This window comes from Arthrobacter senegalensis (genome assembly GCF_059091765.1).
Genome location: NZ_JBNHGZ010000001.1, coordinates 421830 through 438826 on the forward strand (window position 1 = coordinate 421830; position 16997 = coordinate 438826).

Here is a 16997-nt window from a genome sequence, read left to right on the forward strand (position 1 = left end):
GGGATGGTAGGAACTGGCGGACCGAAACTATAGGCTGATGAGAGGCTAACACTTCGCCGGAGGCCTCCCGCAGCCGGCGACACGAGATGAGGAAGACGGGACGCGATGAGCCACGGGGCCAATGACGCCGGGCACGACAGCAGGGATCCGCAAGGCCAGGGCCCCGACGGCACGGGCCCCGGCAACGGCGCCGGGGCCGACAGCCAGGCGCCGGGCCAGCCTGCGTGGGGGCAGCAGCCGGTGTGGGGCCAGCCGCCGGCCTGGGGACAGCCCGGGCCGGGCGCGCAACACCCGACGTGGGCGCCGCCGGGCCAGCAGCCTCCGCCCTCCCAGCCCGGATGGAACCCGCAGCCGGTGTGGGGACAGCCCCCGCCCGGCGCACAGCAGCAGGGAGGCTGGCCGGCGCCCGCAGGTCCGGGCCCTTACCGCGGCTATGTGGCTCCGCCGAAACCGGGCGTCATCCCGCTGCGTCCGCTCGGCGTCGGCGAGATCCTCGACGGCGCCTTCCAGGCGGCCCGCAAGAACGCCGCGGCGGTCTTCGGCACCGCGGTGCTGCTCCAGGTGGTCGTCAGCGCGCTGGCCTGGCTGGTCGGCGGGCTGATCATTTCGGCCTTCGGCGGCCTGCAGGTCATGGCCAACGAGGAACTCACGGATGCATCCGCGGTGGCCTTCGGCCTGTCCATCATCATCTCCTCGCTCGTGCTCGGCCTGCTGTCCGGGGTGGGGATCCTGGTCCTGCAGGGCGTCCTCGCCATTCCCACCGCCCGGGCCGCGGTCAACCAGAAAACCGGCTTCGGCCTGATGTTCGCGCTCGCGAAGGGCCGGATCGGTGCGCTGGTCGGGCTGGCCCTGCTCTATCTCGCCCTCACCGCTGCCGCACTGGTCGCGATCATCGCCGGCTCCTTCTTCCTGGCCGACCAGCTCGGCGTGTCCTCGGCCTGGATCATCGTGCTGATCATTGTGGGCCTGACGGCGGTATCCGTCTGGATCGGCATCAAGCTGATGCTGGCACCGGCGGTGATCATCATGGAACGCGCCTCGGTCTTCCGGGCGCTCGCCCGGTCGTGGCAGCTGACCGACCGCAGCTGGTGGCGGACCTTTGGCATCATCCTCTTGTGCACCATCATCGTCACGGTGATCACCTCCGTGGTCAGCATGCCCATCTCGTTCATCGTGGGACTCGCCGGTCCGCTGCTGGGCGACCCCACATCGCCCGAGAGCATGCTGGCGACCATGGGGCCGCTCACGCTGGTCTCGATGCTGCTGTCTTCCATCTTCTCGGCCATCGGCTACGCCTTCCAAGCGGCCGTGATCGCCCTGGTCTACATCGACCTGAGGATCCGCCGCGAAGGGTTCGACGTCGTGCTGTTGCGCGAACATGAAGCCTCCGGCGGCCGGGAGACCCGGACCATTCCGGGACTCGGCGCGGGCGCGGCACCCGGCCCCGCGGTTCCCGGGCCGGCCGGCCCCTGGCCGACGTGACCGTGCACGCCCCGGGCATCGCGGCAGTGGCACCGGGTTCCGCAGCTGTCCCCTTCGAGGTCCCGGTGGAGCCGGGGCCGGAAGAGGCGCGCGAACTGCTCGTCCGCGAACTGGCCAAGGAGGAGTACCAGGATGCCCGGCCCGGGGTCTTGGAATCGGTGCTGCAGGCCATCCTCGACTGGCTGGCCGGGCTGGTCGCCCAACTCAATGGCTTCAGCCCCAATCTCGGCACGCTGGTCCTGGTCCTGGCCGCCCTGCTGCTGATCGGCGCGGCCGTGTGGCTGATCAAGCCCCGGCGCAACGCCCGCAGCCGCGCGGCGGCGGAGATGTTCGACGGCGCCGTCCCGCTCACAGCCGACGAACACCGCCGCAAGTCCCGGGCGGCCGCGGACCGGGGCGACTGGGATGCGGCGCTGACCGAGCGGTTCCGCGCGCTGGTGCGCTCGATGGAAGAGCGGGTGGTCCTGGATGCCCGGCCGGGCCGCACCGCCGACGAAGCGGCCGCAGGCATCGCCGCCGCGTTCGGCGCCGAGGCCGGGCGGCTGCGGGTTGCGGCCAACCGGTTCGACGCCGTGCGGTACGGCAACGTTCCCGCCACGCGTGCGGACCTTGACCAGCTGGCGGCCCTGGACGATTCCCTGGCCGCGGCCTCCCCGCAGCCGGGCGGCAGCGGCCCGGCGCCGCTGGCGGTTCCGCGATGAGCCACGCACGCGCCGCGGACCGGACTGCTGCGGCAGCCAACAGCTTCGCCGGAGGCACCACCGGAACCGGCGGCGCACCCGGAGACCTGCCGGAAACCGTCGGCGACGGCGGCTCGGTGCTGTCCACGCTGCGCGACCGGCTGCGCCGGTGGAGCTTCTGGCTCCTGCTGCTGGTGCTGCTGTGCGGCGTCGTGGCGCTGGAACTGCTCCGCGGCCCGGCCGCCGACCGCGCCGACCTCTCCCCCGGCAACGCCGCGCCCAACGGGGCCCAGGCCGTGGCCGAAGTGCTTCGCCAGCAGGGGGTGCAGGTGACCGCCACGAATTCGCTGCAGGAGACCCGGGACCAGCTGACGGCAGGCGCCGCCGCCCTGCTGATCCACGACCCGGACGGCTACCTGACCGCCGGGCAGCTGAAACCGCTGAAGGAGCAGGCCGCGCGGATCGTGCTGCTCGAGCCCGGCTTTGAGGCGCTGCGGGCCCTTGCCCCCGGCGTCCGGGCCGCCGGCGTCGTCCCTGCCGACGGGGGCAACCTCGCGGCCGCCTGCGGCCTGCCCGGCCCCGCCGCGGCCGGCGAAATCACCCGCGGCGGCTTGGCCTACCGCGGCGGCGGCGAGCTGTGCTTCGCCTTCGAGACACCGGCCGATGACGCGGCGCCCTTCGTCGTGTCCGACGACGGAGCCACCATCGTGCTCGGCGCCGGCCATGTGCTCAGCAACGAAGGCGTCGTCCGCGCCGGCAACGCCGCGCTGGCCCTGCGCACGCTGGGAGCCACCGAGCGGCTGGTGTGGTACCGGGCGGGACTGGAGGACCTTCCGGTGTCCGGCGAAGCGGTCAACCCCATGAGCCTGCTGCCCGCCTGGGTGCTTCCGGTGTCCCTGTGGCTCATGGCCGTCGGCGTCGCCGCGATGTTCTGGCGCGGACGCCGGCTCGGGCCCCTGGTGTCCGAGCCGTTGCCGGTGGTGGTCCGCTCGGCCGAGACGATCGAGGGCCGTGCCCGGCTGTACCGGAGCGCCAAGGCCGTGAACCACGCCGCCGACAACCTGCGCGCCGCCACCCTGACCCGGCTCGCCGCCCACCTGCGGCTGCCCGCAGGCGCCGCGAGCGCCGACGTCGTCGATGCGGTAGCCCGGGACAGCAGCCGCCCGCGTGCCGAACTGGAGCGCCTCCTGCGCCACGAGGCACCCGGCACCGAAGCCCGGCTGGCGGCCTGGGCACAAGAACTGCAGCAGCTAGAGAAAGAGGTAACGCACCGATGAGCGATCAGCCAGGACAGCGGCAGGCATCCCAGTACGGCGGAGGGCCGGCCGTCGCCACGCCGCCCGCCGACGACGACCGCCTGCGCCAGACCCTGCATGACGTCCGCACCGAAGTGGCGAAGGCAGTGGTGGGCCAGGATGCCACCGTCACCGGGCTGCTGATCGCCCTGCTGTCGCACGGGCATGTGCTGCTGGAGGGAGTGCCCGGCGTCGCCAAGACGCTGCTGGTCCGCTCGCTCTCCGCCGCCTTGAGCCTGGACACCAAGCGGATCCAGTTCACGCCCGACCTGATGCCGGGCGACGTCACCGGCTCCATGATTTACGACACCCACACGGCCGAATTCCGCTTCCGGGAGGGCCCGGTCTTTACGAACATCCTCCTGGCCGACGAAATCAACCGGACGCCGCCGAAGACGCAGGCCTCGCTGCTGGAAGCGATGGAAGAACGCCAGGTGTCGGTGGACGGCACCTCACGGAAGCTGCCCGAACCGTTCATCGTGGCGGCCACGCAGAACCCGGTGGAATACGAGGGCACCTACCCGCTGCCGGAAGCGCAGTTGGACCGCTTCCTGCTGAAGCTCACCATGCACCTGCCCGACCGGGACGCGGAAATCGAAATCATCCGCCGCCACAGCCAGGGCTTCGACCCGCGCGACCTGCAGGCCGCCGGGGTGCGGGCCGCCGCCTCCGCCGAGGACCTGGTGCGGGCCCGGGCCGCCGTGGCCCGGGTGGCGATCGCGCCGGAGGTGGTCGGCTACATCGTGGACCTGGTCCGGGCCACGCGGTCCGCGCCGTCGTTCCAGCTGGGCGTTTCGCCGCGCGGCGCCACCGCCCTGCTCAACACCTCCCGGGCCTGGGCGTGGCTGAACGGCCGCGGTTTTGTCACGCCGGACGACGTCAAGGCGATGGCCCTGCCGGCGCTGCGGCACCGGGTGGGACTGCGGCCGGAGGCGCAAATGGACGGCGTGCAGGCCGACGACGTGCTGCAGAGCATCCTGGCCACCGTGCCGGTCCCCCGCTGAGTGACGCCGTGGCGATCACCGGACGTTTCGTCCTGCTGGCCCTGGCGGGCGTCATCCCGCTGATGCTCTTCCCGCGCCCCGTCACGGCTCTGGTGTGCTGCCTGCTGCTGGCCGCGGCGGTCGGCGTGGACCTGTCGCTGGCGCTGTCGCCGCGCCGCGTCGGGCTGCAGCGGAGGCTGCCGTCGAATGTCCGGCTGGGGGAATCCGTGACGGCCCGGCTGCTGCTGGCCAACCATGGCCGCCGCCGGCTGCGGGCCGTGGTGCGCGACGGCTGGCAGCCCTCGGCCGGCGCCGTCAACCCGGAGCAGCGCGTGCGACTGGCGCCGGGGGAACGGCGGCTGGTCGAGGTGCAGCTGACGCCGCAGCGCCGCGGCGACCTGCAGGCGCACCACGTCACCGTCCGGTCGCTGGGGCCGCTGGGGGTGGCCGCGCGCCAGATCACCATCGCCCTGCCCGGCCGGCTGCGGGTGCTGCCGCCGTTCCATTCCAAGCGTCACCTGCCCTCCAAGCTGCGCAAGCTGCGTGAACTGGACGGCCGCGTGGCGGTGCAAATCCGCGGGGCCGGCACCGAATTCGATTCGCTGCGCGACTACGTGCGCGGCGACGACGTGCGCTCCATCGACTGGCGCGCCACCGCCCGGCGGCAGGCCGTCGTCGTCCGCACCTGGCGTCCCGAACGCGACCGCCGGGTAGTGATCGTGCTGGACACCTCCCGCACCTCGGCCGCACGGATCGAGGACGAGCCGCGGCTGGACACCGGAATCGAGGCGTCGCTGCTGCTGGCCGTGCTCGCCGAGCGCGGCGGCGACCGCGTGGATTTTTTGGCCTTCGACCGGCGGCCGCGGGCCAGGGTTGCCTCCGCGGCCAAGGGCAACCTGCTCAACCAGCTGGTCAACGCCATGGCCCCGCTGGAACCGGAACTGATCGAGGCGGACTGGTCGCAGATACCCTCGGAGATCCACGCCCTGTCCTCGCACCGGTCGCTGGTGGTGCTGCTGACCTCGCTGGACTCCGGGGCGGCGGAGGAGGGGCTGCTGCCGGTGCTGGCCCAGTTGACCGCCAAGCACACCGTGGTGGTCGCCTCCGTCAGCGATCCGCACGTGGACCGGCTGCGCGCCGTCCGCGGGACCGCCGACGACACGTACCGGGCCGCCGCCGCCGAGCGTGCCGTGCTGGAACGGGCGGCAGTCGCCGCGCAGATCCGCCAGTTCGGCGCGGAAGTGGTGGACGCTCCCCCGCACGAACTGCCGCCTCAACTGGCCGACCTGTACATCCGGCTCAAAGCCGCCGGACGGCTGTAACCGCCATGGACCCCGCTGCCGGCCTGCCTGGCCGGCCCGCCTCCCGACCCGGATGGTGATGCAATGCTTTCCGTCTACCAGATGGCCCTGAGGCCGGACTTTCCCCGTCTGGCGCCCGAACTGCAGGAATACTTCTCGCTCGCCCCGCCGGCAGCGGACGACGGCGGACACGAAGCCCGGGGTATCGGGTCCGGCCTGTTCGACGTCGCCGGCTGCCCGGTTCCGGCGCTGCGGCCGTTCCTCGGCCTGACCAGCGGCGACAACGCTCTGTTCCCCGAGTACCAGCAGAATGTGCCCTTCAGCATCGAGAACCGGGCTTCCCTGAACGCCAGCGGCCAGCCGGAGCTCACCGCCGTCAGGACGCTCAGCTTCGACGACCGGACCCGGATCGTGGAGGACCGGACCAGCTGGGACGACGATCTGCGCCGGCCCGTCGGTGCGCTGGGCCGCAGCGGTCGGCTGCTGACGGACGTGGCGTGCTCGGTCGGTGCCGACGGCCGGATGCGCCTCGCGTCGCGGCGATGCCGGATATCAGCCGGCCCGCTCACCATCGGGCTTCCGCTGCTGCTGGATGCCGCGGCCTTCACGGAACAGTGGTGGGACGGAGCCGAGGGCCGTTTCCGGATCCGGACGAAGGTCATTCAGCGCCAACTCGGCACCGTGCTGGAATACTCCGGATCCTTTACGTACGCGGTGCACGCCTAATCGAAGTCCAACACAGCGCGCAATCCGGGATTCTTTGCCGGCCGCCCGCGGCCGGCTTTGGTCGGGGCCGCCCCGGTCGGAGCCGCTCCGGGCTCATGCCTCGGCGACGACCTGGTTCAGGGCGTCGGCCGTCTGGGTGAGCCGCTTGACCACCGCGCGCGCCGTCTCCGGCGAACGTCCGGCCAGGCCGGCGGAGGGCGTGATCCTCACCTGGGGCAGCCGCGTCAACGGCAGGCCCAGCTGCCGCCAGGGACGGACGACCGCATCGACGAGCGCGCTGACCTGCGGAACGGCGCCCGCGGCCGGGTCAATGATGCCTGCCCACACGGTCCGGTCCGCTTCCACCGCGGCGGCGATGGTCTCCCACTGCCGGGTGGTCAGGGCACCGGTGGGGAGGGCGAGCCCGTCCAGTGCGCTGCCCGCCACGGCGTCGAGGGACGCATCGGCGGCGGGGACCAGGGCCACCACCTCCACGGCTCCGGCATCGCGCAGTGCGGCGGCCACCAAATCCCAGGCGGCGGAGGCCTCCGTGGCCGCGACCGCGCGCAGCGTGCGGTATCCGCTGGCCGTGGGGATGGTCCCGGCCAGCACGGCATCGAGCTCCGGCTCCTCGAGCTGGACCACCAGTTCCGTGCCGGCCGGCAACGCGGCCCTGACCTTGGCCAGGTGTCCGGCCGCGCCTGCCGCGAGCGACTGGGCGAGGTCGCGCCGGGCGCCGGCGTCGATCAGGGCGCGTTCGCCGTTGTGCAGGTGGAGGTTGGCGGCCAGGGACATCGGTCCGCGCATTTGAATCTTGAGTTGGTCGCCGGGGCGGTCTTCGGCGCCGACCACATCGGCCAGCACGTTCAGGTCGGTCCGCAGCGCGGACACGGCCCTGCGGTGATCCTGCCCCGGACGGTCCACCAAGCGCCAGCCGTGCGGCTGCAGATCGATGAACAGCCCCTCCAGCATGCCCGCAGTTCGTGCGGTCGGATCCGACCCGGCGCCGCGGTCCGGCAGCTCGACCAGGTGCGGCAGGTTCGGCTCGCCCAGTTCACCGCGGACGATGCGCGCGGCCTCGGCTGGTTCCGTGCCGGGCCAGCTGCCCAGCCCGGTGGCGCTCACGTGGGCGGGCCGCCCGGCGGCGTTCACGTCGGCGGCAGGCCCGTGGGAACCGGCGGCCATGTCAGTTGCCGCCGTTGTGCTCGTCGGAGATGGCCTGATGGTGCCTGATGACCTCCGAAATGATGAAGTTCAGGAACTTCTCGGCAAAGGCCGGATCCAAATGCGCTTCTTCGGCCAGCCGCCGCAACCGGTTGATCTGGGCGGTCTCGCGATCGGGGTCCGCCGGCGGCAGTTTGTGCGCGGCCTTCAGGTACCCCACCCGCTGGGTCGCCTTGAACCGCTCGGCGAGCAGATAGACCAGCGTTGCGTCGATGTTGTCGATGCTTCCCCGCACCGCCAACAGCTCCGCCATCACCTCGGGCGCCACCTGGTCGGAGAGGGAGCTGGCGGTCGGGTCGTAATCATCGGCAAGGCGGGGGTCGGTCATGCCACCAGTTTATGGTTCGGCCCGCGCGGGAGGTGCACCGGTTACCGCTCTGTGAAGCACCGCCCGTCGCGGCCCGCGTTCCCGGCCCGAAAGGACGACCGCCGCCGGCGCGGACCGGACGAAGGGGTCCCGCGCCGGGCGGTGCCTTCATCTAGGAAACGTTGGCCGGGTCCCAGCTCAGCGAACGCGCCGAATCGATGGTTGCCTGGCCCAGCACCCTGGTTCCTTGGTAGAGCACCATGGTCTGGCCCGGGGCCACGCCGCGCATCGGTTCGATGAGGGTCACGACCAACTGCTGTCGGCCATCCTCGCCAACCTCCGCCTGCGCCCGCGCCGCCACCGGGTCGCCGTGTGCGCGGACCTGCACCATGCAGTCGAACTCGGTGTGCGCCTCGACCTCGGGCAACGGCAGGCCCGCCCAAGAGACCTTGATGCCGCGCATTTGGTCGACGGCCAGCAGGTCCTCGGGTCCCACCACCACCTTGTTCTCCTTGGGCCGGATCTCCAGCACGAACCGCGGCTTGCCGTCCGGGGCGGGCCGGCCCAGCTTCAGTCCGCGGCGCTGGCCGACGGTGAACGCATTGGCGCCCTCGTGTTCGCCAACCACCTGGCCGTCCTGGTCAACGATGGATCCCGATTCCATCTCGATCTTTTCGGCCAGCCAGCCGCGGGTGTCGCCGTCGGAAATGAAGCAGATGTCATGGCTGTCCGGCTTGTTCGCCACGGAGAGCCCGCGCGCCGCCGCCTCGGCGCGGACCTCGGCCTTGGACGGCGTTTCGGCCAGCGGGAACATGGAATGCTTCAGCTGCTCGTGGGTCAGCACGCCCAGCACGTAGGACTGGTCCTTGGCCCAGTCGGCGGCGCGGTGCAGTTCGCGGTTGCCGTGCTCGTCCTCGATGACCTTGGCGTAGTGTCCGGTGCACACCGCATCGAACCCCAGCGCCAGAGCCTTCTCCAGCAGCGCAGCGAACTTGATCCGCTCGTTGCAGCGCATGCAGGGGTTCGGCGTCCGGCCGGCGGCGTATTCGGCGATGAAATCGTCCACCACGTCTTCCTTGAACCGCTCGGAGAAGTCCCAGACGTAGTACGGGATGCCCAGGATGTCGCAGGCGCGCCAGGCGTCGCGCGAATCCTCGATGGTGCAGCAGCCCCGGCTGCCGGTGCGCAGGGTGCCGGGCATCCGGCTCAGGGCCAGGTGCACGCCCACCACGTCGTGGCCGGCCTCCACCGCCCGTGCCGCCGCCACGGCAGAGTCCACGCCGCCGCTCATCGCTGCCAGTACCTTCATGAATTCGTTTCCCTACTGATTCGTTGTCGTGTCCGCCGCGGCCGCCACCTTCCGTGCACCCCACCGCACCTGCCCGGTCCGCCGAGGCCTCAGCCGAACTGCGTGCCCGCGGTCTGGATGCTGGAGACGTGGCCGGCCATCCCGGCCTTCCTGGCCCGCGCGTATGCCTCCGGCAGCGCTGCCACCAGTGAGTCAACGTCTGACTCGGTTGTTGTATGCCCGAGCGTGAAGCGCTGGGCCCCGCGGGCTTCTTCTTCGCTCAGCCCCATGGCCAGCAGGACGTGCGATGGCCGGGGCACTCCCGCGGTGCAGGCCGACCCTGTGGAGGACTCCACGCCGGCCAGATCCAGCAGGAACAGCAGCGAATCGCCCTCGCAGCCCGGGAAGGTGAAGTGCGCGTTGCCGGGCAGCCGCAGGCCCTCGTGCTGCGGATCCGGGGTGCCCCGCAACACCGCCTCCGGGACGCCGCGCGCGACGCCGGCGATGAGCCGGTCGCGCAATTCCGCCAGCCGTGCGGCTTCCTCCGGCAACTGCCCGACGGCGGCCTCCGCGGCCGCGGCGAAGGCCGCGATCGCCGGGGTGTCCAGGGTGCCCGACCGGATGTCGCGTTCCTGGCCGCCGCCGTGCTGGACGGGCGTCAGCTTCACGTCCCGGCCGACCAGCAGCGCACCGACCCCCACCGGGCCGCCGATCTTGTGCCCGCTGATGGCGAGGGTGTCCAGCCCGGAGGCCTTGAAATCCACCCGCAGGTGGCCGAACGCCTGGACGGCGTCCGAGTGGACCGGGATGCCGTGCGGCTGCGCGGCGGCGACTATTTCTGCCATCGGCTGGACGCTGCCGACCTCATTGTTGGCCCACATGACGGTGACCAACGCCACGGCTGCGGGGTCGGCTTCGATTTCCCGCCGCAGGGCCTCGACGGAGACCACGCCGTGGGCGTCGACCGGCAGCCAGACCGCCTCGGCGCCCTCATGCTTCGCCAGCCATTCCACCGTGTCGAGCACGGCATGGTGCTCCACCGGCGAACACAGGATCCGCCGCCGCCGGGGGTCGGCGTCGCGCCGGGACCAGTACAGGCCCTTGACGGCAAGATTGTCGGCTTCGGTACCGCCGGACGTGAAAATCACCTCGGACGGATGCGCCCCGGCCGCGGCGGCGATGGTTTCGCGGGCGTCCTCGACCACCCTGCGGGCACGCCGGCCGGAACCGTGCAGCGAGGAGGGGTTTCCGCTGCGGCTGAGTTCATGGGTGAGTGCGGCCAGGGCCTGCGCCACAAGGGGCGTGGTCGCCGCGTGGTCAAGGTACACGGGCACGCCAATATTTTACATGCCCCGGTGCGCCTAATTTCAGCCCGTCGCCCGGCCCCGGGAGGCACGGAGCCCGCGGGCGGTTCAGCGCCGGTTGATCCTGGCGCAGCAGAACGGCCCGTCCGGATCTGCGGCGACGCGGTGGGACTGGTCCGCGCAGCCGGCCAGCATCCCTTGCAGCAGGGCGAGGTTCAGGCCGCATACCGTTTCCGTGTGGCTGCGGGCCAGCAAGTGGAACGGGCAGTTCCCCAGCGCGAAACCGGCCGCGTCCGGCAGCGGCCGGTAGCCCGCCGCGGCGAGGGCTTCCGCCAGGCCGCCGGCGCCGGCCCCCAGCTCGCGGCCCTTGGCGTGGGCGGCCTCGGCCACCAGTTCATGCGCCGGGCGGGCGGTCCTGGCCGATTCCTCGACCGCCGTGGCCAGCAACTCGCCGGCCAGGCCGTAGGCACGTTCGGGCACGGAGGCCGATACTTCCGGCACCGCCGCCGCGTACACCTTGGCCGGCCGGCCGGAGCCCGGCCCTGATTTGCCGCTGAGTTTCCTGAACTCGATGCTCAGCAGTCCGTGCCCGGCGAGCGCGTCCAGTTGGAGGGACACGGTGCTGCGCGGCAAATCCAGGGCGGCGGCTGCCTGGTCCCGGGTCACCGGTTCGGCGCTGTAGCGGACGAATTCGAAGAGGCGGCGGCGGACGTCGTCGCCCAGGGCCGAGACGGCAGGGAGTCCGGGTGACGGCTGGTCGGCCATGGGGTCCTTTCCGGTGGGGGGCGCATTGACTTATCTGGAACCGGTTTCTAAAGTCGGATGTACCCATTTTAGAACATCTGGCCCTGCCCCGACAGGCAGCTGCCGGTGCTTCCATCAGATCGGCGGCCAGGGGGCGGACTCGCCGCGTGCCCGCCGGCACATGAAGGAGCGCTGCCATGGCTGGGAAACCGATCGTCATCGCCGGGGCCGGCCTGGCCGGTGCGACAGCGGCCAGGGAGCTGCGCAGCGGCGGCTTCAGCGACGAGATTGTGCTGGCCGGCGCCGAGGACCAGCCCCCTTATCTTCGTCCGCCGCTGTCCAAGGGCTTTCTGGCGGGCCGGGAGGATGAACAGTCGGGGCTCGTGCAGCAGCCCGACTGGTATGCGGAGCACGGCGTCCAACTGTTGCGCGGCACCACGGTGGAAGCCTTCGATCCCGCTGCGCGTACTGTCTCGCTCGCCGATGCGGGCACCCTGGAGTACTCGCAGCTGTTGCTGGCCACCGGGGCATCGCCGCGCAGGCTGGAACTGCCCGGCGCCGGGCTGGGCGGCGTGCACTACCTGCGCACGCTGGCGGACAGCCGGGCACTGCACGCGGTGCTGGCTTCCGGGGACCAGCGGCTGGTCGTGATCGGCATGGGCTGGGTCGGCATGGAGGTTGCGGCCACGGCGCGCCAGCTCGGCAACGAGGTCACGGTCCTGGGCCGCGGCGACATCCCGCTCGCCCCCGCCCTGGGCGACGCCATCGGCAGCATCTTCGCCGATACCCACCGCCGCGAGGGCGTCCTGCTGCGCACCCGTCGCTGGCCGGTGGAAATTTTCCGCGAGGACGGCAACGGCGGGGAGGGCAGGGTCGCCGGCATTGTCCTGGACAACGGCGAGCGCCTGCCCGCCGACCTGGTCCTGGTGGCCATCGGCGCCGTCCCGAACACCGCCTTGGCCGAAGCTGCGGGGCTGGCCGTGTCCAGCGGCATTGACACCGACCAGACCCTGCGCACCTCCGCCGAGCATGTCTACGCTGCCGGCGACGTTGCCCATGCCTACCATCCCGGTTACGGCGGCCCGCTGCGCAGCGAGCACTGGGCGAACGCCCTGGCCCAAGGGAAGACCGCCGCTGCCGCCATGCTGGGCCAGGACGCGTCCAACGACGACATCCCGTACTTCTACACCGACCAGTTCGGGATCGGCATGGAGTACTCCGGCTATTTCCCCTGGTCGGCGCGGGGCGAGCCGGTGTTCCGGGGCAACTACCAGGACCTGGACTCATTGGAGTTCATCGCGTTCTGGCTGCGTGAGGGCAAGGTGGTGGCTGGTATGAATGTAAATATCTGGGACGTCCAGGAGCCCATCCAGGACCTGATCCGTTCCGGCCGCAGCGTCGATGCCGCGGACCTGTCCAATCCCGACAAGGAGCTGACCAGCCTGTGAGCCAGCCACTGACGACGCGGTCGCCGTCCAGCGCCTTCCTGCCCGAGCTGTACCACCCGGTGCATGACTTCGGTGTCCGACGGATCGACTTCCGCCGCCAGGTGGCGCTGATGGCCATCGTCAATCGCACCCCCGACTCTTTCTACGACACCGGCCGCACCTTCACCCGGCGGGCCGCCATCGACGCCGCCCTGGCGGCGGTGGCCGCGGGCGCGGACTGGGTGGACATCGGCGGCGTGCCGTTCGCACCGGGCCCGGCATTGTCCGCGCGCGAGGAAGCCGAGCGGATTGTCCCGGTCATCGAGGCCGTGCGGGCCGATTCGGACGCCATCATCTCCGCCGACACCTTCCTGCCCGAGGTGGCCGAAGCGAGCATCCGCGCCGGAGCCAACGTCATCAACGACACCACCGGATTGCACCACCCGGAGCTGGCGGCGGTCGTGGCGGAAGGCGGGGCGCATCTGGTCATCACGCACTCGCTCGCCGCCCCACGCACCGTGTTTCCCCGCCCCCGTTACGACGACGTGGTCGACGACGTCGCCGGGTTCCTGCGACGAAAGGTGCAGCTGGCCCTGGACCTGGGCATCCCGGCCGGGAAAATCATCGTCGACCCGGGCCACGACCTGAACAAGAACACGCTGCATTCGTTGGAAATCACCCGGCGCTTTGCCGAAATCGCGTCCCTCGGCTACCCGGCGCTGGCGGCGGTGTCCAACAAGGACTTCATCGGCGAGACGCTGGCGCAGCGCAAGCAGGAACGGCTCTCCGGCTCGCTGGCCGCCGCGGTGATGTGCATCATGAACGGGGCGCGGATCCTGCGCATGCACAACGTCGCGGAAGCCAACTCGGCCATCCGCATGACCGAGGCCGTGATGGGCTGGCGGGAACCGTCCTGCCTGAGGCACAACATGGGCGACGTCAACGAACCGGCGGCGCCGTGACACGCCCGATCCGGCGCCTCCTGCCGCCTGGGCCGGAGCAGGCCACCGACCAGCAGCTGCTGGCCTGGTACGGCGATCTCCCCCGCTCCGGCCCGTGGGTCCGCTTCAATTTCGTGGCCAGCCTGGACGGCGCCTCGACCTATGCCGGCCGCTCCGGAACCTTGGGCGACGAGGTGGACCAGCGGGTGTTCCTGCTGTTACGCAGGCTGGCCGATGTCCTGGTGGTCGGTGCCGGAACGATCCGGGCCGAAGGCTACGGCGGCGAGCTGCTCTCGGCGGAGTCCCAGGCGTGGCGCCTGGCCCGCGGCATGAGTGCGCATCCGCCTGTCGCCGTGGTCTCGGCGTCGCTGGACCTTGACCCGGGCAGCGCATTCTTCACCGCCGCGCCCGTGCGGCCGATCGTGCTGACCAGCGCCGCGTCGCCCGCGACCCGGCGCCGGGCGCTGGAACCGGTGGCCGACGTGCTCGACGCCGGCACCACCAGGGTGGAACCGGCGCGGGTGGTGAAGGCGCTGGCCGCCCGCGGCTACCAGCAAATCCACAGCGAGGGCGGGCCGCTTCTCTTCGGCAGCTTCCAGGCGGCGGGGCTGGTGGACGAGTTGTGCCTGACGATCAGCCCGGTGTTGGCCGGCGGGGCCGCCAAGCGGATATCGGACCATGTTCCCGGCGCGCGCGAGTCGCTGCAGCGGCTTCAACTGCGGCAGGTGCTCGAGTCCGGGTCGATGCTGCTGTTGCGTTACACCGCCGCGGACAGCGCACCGGGGACCACGTCCACGGACACCGGCAGCCTCCCCACCCGCTCACCGTCGGCGTAAGCGGTGACGCCGGCGGCCTCCAACCGGACCGTCCTGACCCGCTCGATGCGGACGGCCGGATGGCCGAGGTGCCGGCCGGCGTAGACGCGCGGAAAGATGCCGACGAAGGCCGGACGGGACAGTGGCGAGACGATGAACAGATCCAGCAAACCGTCGTCGTACGCCGCCCCCGGCACAATGCGCATCCCGCCGCCAAAGGATCGGCCGTTGGCCACGGCGACGAGCATCGCGTCGACCTCCCGCGGCACGCCGTCCACGACGAGGCTGTAGCGGATGGGCCGGAAGGAAGCGAGTTCGCGCAGCATGGCCAGCGGATAGCGCAGCCGACCGCGGGGGAACCTCCAGCGGTTGGCACGGTCGTTGACGGCCGCATCGAAGCCGGCCGAGAGCACCCCGGCGAACCAGGCCGTGGACCCGTCCGGATGCGTCACCCGGCCCAGATCCACCCTGCGCGGCTGCTCCAAGGCATGCAGGAAATGCCCGACGGCGGCGGCCGGCCCGGCGGGCAGGCCGAACAGCCGGCCAAAGTCGTTCCCGGTGCCCGCCGGCACGATGCCCAGCGGAACCTGTGTGCCCGCCAGCGCGTTGACTGCTAAGTGAACCATTCCGTCACCGCCCACCACCAGGAGGGCGGAGACCCCGCGGCGCAGCGCGCCGGCGACCAGGTCGGCGAGCGCGGCCCCCGTTTCCGCCCGCAGCTCGACGGCGGGGCGGCCACGCCGGGCCAACTCGGCCATGACCTCCGCTCCGGCACCGGCGGCCGTTCCGAAGGACGCGCGGGGGTTGACGGCGACGGCGATCGGCGCGGAGGACGGCAGCGAGGTCACAGCAGATCATTGTGGCATCGCGGCGGCCCGCGGCTGCGGTACGACACAAACGGCCGGCGGTTACACTTGGCTTCGCGCAGGACTCCCGAGACCCGACAGAGAGGCGGCCGGTGATTCCCCTATCCCACTACGACGTCCTGGGGTTGCCGGTTAATGCCACGGCGCACCAGATCAAGGCCGCGTACCGCCGGGCCGCCCGTGCCACGCACCCGGACCATGGCGGGGATGCCGCCGAGTTCCGCCGCGTCAGCCAGGCCTACGAGGTCCTCAGCAACCCGCAGGCCAGGTCCCGCTACGACCGTTCCTACGGTGCCGCCGGCCGGGGCGCCCCGACGGACAGCACCGGAACCTTCGCGGCCGGGCCCGGACCCCGCCACTCTGCGCCCGGACAACGCGGCCCGTCGGCGTCGGACTCCCCCGTCTATGTTCCCGCCTACGGCTCCCCGGACGGGTCCCCCGCATTGCCGGAGAACATCGCCCGCCAACACATCCATGGGGCGCCGCGGAAGCGTGGCATCTTCGGCGCCGGGGCCCGGCTGCGGCGCGAGGCGCTGACGGCGCAGCTGATCAGCCGGCAGATCCTGCCGGCCATCCCGTCCGCACGGCTGGTCAACGGCCTGCACTCGCCGGCGGACAACGGCTTCATCGACCACGCGCTGTTGGCAGGCTACCGGCTGGCACTGATTGATTCGATGCTGCTGCCGCGGGGGAATTTCCGCTGGGACGGCCGCACCCTGCACAAGGACGGACGGATCGTGGAACCGCCGAGGCTGGCACCGGCCGTGCGCAGGATGCAGGAACTGTTTCCGGAGCTCAATGTCACCGGTTGGACGGTGATCCACTCCGCCGACGGGAACCTCCACGAACCGGTGATCGATTACACGCGCGGCTACGACCCGGACGGGATCGTCCCGGTGCACGTGGTCAACGCGGCGCGGCTGGTGCGCGAGCTCAAACAGTTCCTGTCCTCCGGCCCGGCGCCAAACACCGTGCACGTCCCCTCGCTCGCCAAGTTGCTGGGCGGCATGCACGCCTGACGGCGTGCTTCCCCGCCCGCCCGGGTGCTGCTCCGCCCGCCAGCCCGGATGCCGGGCCGCGGCTGAGGCGCGCTTAGGATGTAATCCGTGTTCCGCATCCTCTTCTACGCCCCCGAAATCCCCGGCAATACCGGCAACGCCATCCGGCTGGCCGCGGTCACCGGAGCCGAACTGCACCTGGTCGAGCCGCTGGGCTTCACCTTCGAAGACTCCAAGCTGCGCCGCGCCGGGCTGGACTACCACGATCTTGCCGTGGTCCGGGTCCACGCGGATCTGGAGGCTGCGTGGGACGCCCTGCAGCCGGAACGGGTCTTCGCTTTTGCGTCCGACGGGGAGCGCTCCTACACGGACGTCGCCTACGCTCCCGGCGACGTGCTGATGTTCGGGCCGGAGTCGGTCGGTCTGCCGGCATCGGTCAAACAGGATCCGCACGTCACGGCGCGGCTGCGCCTGCCCATGCTTCCGTCGCTGCGGTCGCTGAACCTGGCCAACGCGGCCTCCATCGCCGTCTATGAGGCGTGGCGGCAGCACGGTTTTGCCGGGGCCAAACTGTAGCGCCACGCTGTGCGGTGCGGCGGCGTGTCGGGCTGGACCCTGCCTTCGGCGGGGACGGATA

At 71.5% G+C, this 16997-nt stretch carries 17 protein-coding genes; 11 read left to right on the forward strand and 6 right to left on the reverse strand.

Going from position 1 to position 16997, the window contains the following annotated elements; translation table 11 throughout:
* Positions 1–105: 105 nt before the first annotated feature.
* The 6 genes from AC5RVG_RS01915 (at position 106) to AC5RVG_RS01940 (ending at position 6467) form a co-directional block, all read left to right on the forward strand.
* Positions 106–1482, forward strand: coding sequence for a glycerophosphoryl diester phosphodiesterase membrane domain-containing protein (locus tag AC5RVG_RS01915; RefSeq protein ID WP_494012515.1), 1377 nt, complete (start codon positions 106–108; stop codon positions 1480–1482).
* Entirely contained in the window at positions 1479–2183 is a 705-nt protein-coding gene (locus tag AC5RVG_RS01920) for a DUF4129 domain-containing protein (RefSeq protein WP_494012516.1), read from the forward strand. Before AC5RVG_RS01915 ends, AC5RVG_RS01920 begins: the two co-directional genes overlap by 4 nt.
* The gene (locus AC5RVG_RS01925; protein WP_494012517.1) at positions 2180–3439 is read left to right on the forward strand and encodes a DUF4350 domain-containing protein; all 1260 of its coding nucleotides are present in this window, start codon (positions 2180–2182) and stop codon (positions 3437–3439) included. Before AC5RVG_RS01920 ends, AC5RVG_RS01925 begins: the two co-directional genes overlap by 4 nt.
* A complete protein-coding gene (locus tag AC5RVG_RS01930; RefSeq protein ID WP_494012518.1) occupies positions 3436–4461 on the forward strand; it encodes an AAA family ATPase in 1026 nt (341 codons plus the stop codon). Before AC5RVG_RS01925 ends, AC5RVG_RS01930 begins: the two co-directional genes overlap by 4 nt.
* Positions 4462–4469: 8 nt before the next feature.
* On the forward strand, positions 4470–5762 hold the full coding sequence (locus tag AC5RVG_RS01935; RefSeq protein ID WP_494012519.1) for a DUF58 domain-containing protein: 1293 nt from the start codon (positions 4470–4472) through the stop codon (positions 5760–5762).
* 63 nt (positions 5763–5825) lie between these two features.
* Complete coding sequence (locus AC5RVG_RS01940; protein ID WP_494012520.1) at positions 5826–6467, forward strand: DUF4166 domain-containing protein; 642 nt, start codon at positions 5826–5828, stop codon at positions 6465–6467.
* A gap of 93 nt (positions 6468–6560) precedes the next feature.
* Here AC5RVG_RS01940 and AC5RVG_RS01945 read toward each other — a convergent pair whose 3' ends face one another.
* The 5 genes from AC5RVG_RS01945 to AC5RVG_RS01965 form a co-directional block, all read right to left on the reverse strand.
* Positions 6561–7631: a uroporphyrinogen decarboxylase/cobalamine-independent methonine synthase family protein gene (locus AC5RVG_RS01945; RefSeq protein WP_494012521.1), complete on the reverse strand. Its 1071-nt coding sequence runs from the start codon at positions 7629–7631 to the stop codon at positions 6561–6563.
* A gap of 1 nt (position 7632) precedes the next feature.
* Positions 7633–7998, reverse strand: a complete 366-nt coding sequence (locus AC5RVG_RS01950; RefSeq protein ID WP_494012522.1) for a chorismate mutase — start codon at positions 7996–7998, stop codon at positions 7633–7635.
* A gap of 151 nt (positions 7999–8149) precedes the next feature.
* The gene (mnmA, locus tag AC5RVG_RS01955; protein ID WP_494012523.1) at positions 8150–9286 is read right to left on the reverse strand and encodes a tRNA 2-thiouridine(34) synthase MnmA; all 1137 of its coding nucleotides are present in this window, start codon (positions 9284–9286) and stop codon (positions 8150–8152) included.
* A gap of 89 nt (positions 9287–9375) precedes the next feature.
* On the reverse strand, positions 9376–10599 hold the full coding sequence (locus AC5RVG_RS01960; RefSeq protein ID WP_494012524.1) for a cysteine desulfurase family protein: 1224 nt from the start codon (positions 10597–10599) through the stop codon (positions 9376–9378).
* Between the two features lie 78 nt (positions 10600–10677).
* Entirely contained in the window at positions 10678–11334 is a 657-nt protein-coding gene (locus AC5RVG_RS01965) for a helix-turn-helix transcriptional regulator (protein WP_494012525.1), read from the reverse strand.
* A 176-nt stretch (positions 11335–11510) separates the two neighbouring features.
* On the opposite strand from AC5RVG_RS01965, the gene AC5RVG_RS01970 reads away from it, so the two are divergent.
* The 3 genes from AC5RVG_RS01970 to AC5RVG_RS01980 are packed head-to-tail and all read left to right on the forward strand — an operon-like array spanning position 11511 to position 14517.
* Complete coding sequence (locus AC5RVG_RS01970) at positions 11511–12761, forward strand: NAD(P)/FAD-dependent oxidoreductase (RefSeq protein WP_494012526.1); 1251 nt, start codon at positions 11511–11513, stop codon at positions 12759–12761.
* Complete coding sequence (folP, locus tag AC5RVG_RS01975) at positions 12758–13702, forward strand: dihydropteroate synthase (protein WP_494012527.1); 945 nt, start codon at positions 12758–12760, stop codon at positions 13700–13702. Before AC5RVG_RS01970 ends, folP begins: the two co-directional genes overlap by 4 nt.
* Positions 13699–14517 (forward strand): pyrimidine reductase family protein, encoded by an 819-nt coding sequence (locus AC5RVG_RS01980; RefSeq protein WP_494012528.1) that lies wholly within the window; start codon positions 13699–13701, stop codon positions 14515–14517. The genes folP and AC5RVG_RS01980 overlap by 4 nt, the downstream gene beginning before the upstream one ends.
* Here the strand turns inward: AC5RVG_RS01980 and AC5RVG_RS01985 are convergent.
* Complete coding sequence (locus AC5RVG_RS01985; protein WP_494012529.1) at positions 14439–15344, reverse strand: diacylglycerol kinase family protein; 906 nt, start codon at positions 15342–15344, stop codon at positions 14439–14441. The two genes, AC5RVG_RS01980 and AC5RVG_RS01985, sit on opposite strands and share 79 nt — an antisense overlap.
* A gap of 110 nt (positions 15345–15454) precedes the next feature.
* Between AC5RVG_RS01985 and AC5RVG_RS01990 the strand changes: the two genes are divergently transcribed.
* Both AC5RVG_RS01990 and AC5RVG_RS01995 read left to right on the forward strand, forming a co-directional pair.
* Complete coding sequence (locus tag AC5RVG_RS01990; RefSeq protein WP_494012530.1) at positions 15455–16381, forward strand: J domain-containing protein; 927 nt, start codon at positions 15455–15457, stop codon at positions 16379–16381.
* An 87-nt stretch (positions 16382–16468) separates the two neighbouring features.
* Entirely contained in the window at positions 16469–16936 is a 468-nt protein-coding gene (locus AC5RVG_RS01995) for a tRNA (cytidine(34)-2'-O)-methyltransferase (protein WP_494012531.1), read from the forward strand.
* Positions 16937–16997: the final 61 nt, after the last annotated feature.

Coding starts and splice junctions, on each gene's coding strand:
- AC5RVG_RS01950 (WP_494012522.1), bottom strand. CDS start 7,998: ATGACCGACCCCCGCCTTGCCGATGATTACGACCCGACCGCCAGCTCC.
- AC5RVG_RS01970 (WP_494012526.1), top strand. CDS start 11,511: ATGGCTGGGAAACCGATCGTCATCGCCGGGGCCGGCCTGGCCGGTGCG.
- AC5RVG_RS01925 (WP_494012517.1), top strand. CDS start 2,180: ATGAGCCACGCACGCGCCGCGGACCGGACTGCTGCGGCAGCCAACAGC.
- AC5RVG_RS01940 (WP_494012520.1), top strand. CDS start 5,826: ATGCTTTCCGTCTACCAGATGGCCCTGAGGCCGGACTTTCCCCGTCTG.
- AC5RVG_RS01930 (WP_494012518.1), top strand. CDS start 3,436: ATGAGCGATCAGCCAGGACAGCGGCAGGCATCCCAGTACGGCGGAGGG.
- AC5RVG_RS01915 (WP_494012515.1), top strand. CDS start 106: ATGAGCCACGGGGCCAATGACGCCGGGCACGACAGCAGGGATCCGCAA.
- AC5RVG_RS01945 (WP_494012521.1), bottom strand. CDS start 7,631: ATGGCCGCCGGTTCCCACGGGCCTGCCGCCGACGTGAACGCCGCCGGG.
- mnmA (WP_494012523.1), bottom strand. CDS start 9,286: ATGAAGGTACTGGCAGCGATGAGCGGCGGCGTGGACTCTGCCGTGGCG.
- AC5RVG_RS01965 (WP_494012525.1), bottom strand. CDS start 11,334: ATGGCCGACCAGCCGTCACCCGGACTCCCTGCCGTCTCGGCCCTGGGC.